This window comes from Methanoregula sp. (genome assembly GCF_002835825.1).
GTDB lineage: Archaea > Halobacteriota > Methanomicrobia > Methanomicrobiales > Methanospirillaceae > Methanoregula.
On the sequence record NZ_PIZH01000732.1, the window covers coordinates 1 to 1,077 of the forward strand.

The 1,077-nt window shown below is 61.1% G+C and carries 1 pseudogene; it reads left to right on the top strand.

The features are described 5' to 3' along the window. Positions 1-1,077: pseudogene (locus CW742_RS14780) on the top strand (class I tRNA ligase family protein); the annotation flags it as partial.

Genomic DNA, 1,077 nt, shown 5'->3' on the forward strand with positions numbered 1-1,077 from the left:
ACTTCTTCCGCCTCTCGGCATTCAAAGACTTCCTCCTCCCGTACCTTGAGACGGTGCGGGGGACGAGCAATGCGAAAAACTACGCGATCGGGTGGATAAGGGACGGGCTCCATGACTGGTGCATCACCCGCACGCTCGAGTGGGGCGTGAAGTTCCCCTCCCGCGACGATCTTGTCGTGTACGTCTGGGTCGATGCTCCGATCGGCTACATCGCGTTCACCGAGGAATGGGCAAAGGCGAATAATAAGGACTGGAAGCGGTACTGGTGCGGGGAGAACCGCGTCACGCATTTCATCGGCGGCGACATCATCTACCACCACTCCATCTTCTGGCCGGCGCTGCTGAAAGGGGCCGGTTACGGCGTGCCGCACGCGGTCGTTGCAAGCGGGATGCTCAAAGTCGACGACCATAAATTCTCGAAGTCCCGGGGGTACGTGGTCTGGACCAACGACGATTATCTCAACAAGGGTCTCCCCGCCGACTACCTCCGCTACTACCTGCTCGCCTACACGAGCCACACAAAGGAACTGAACTTCTCGTGGCCGCTCTTTGCCGAGCGGATCAACAACGAGGTGGTCAACATCTTTGGGAACTTCGTGTACCGCACCCTCTACTTTGCGCACAAGGAGTTCGAGGGCATCCCCCCGGGTCCGGTCGATCCTGCGATCATCGATGAGATCGAAACGTCCCTTGCAACCGTGGACGGGCTGATGCGGGATTATGAGTTCAAGGGCGCCGTGGACGCAATCATGGCCCTTGCCGCGTCTGGCAACACCTACATCCAGACGAACGCACCGTGGAAGCTCGTCAAGACCGACCGGGCGGCAGCGGCACAGGTGAGCAAAAACTGCGCCCAGATCGCAAAAGCGGTTGCGCTCCTCCTCGAACCCGTGATGCCGGACGCAGCCTAGCGCTGCTGGCAGCAGCTGGGGGACTACGACACGGTTGCCAGCCATCCGGTGCGGGATGCAACCCACCCGGTCACCGAGGCATGCGTCAGTCTCCGGACCCCGCTCTTGGTTAAGATGTACGAGGCTCAGCTCACACCACCGGCCGCGCACACGCCGCAACCGCGGC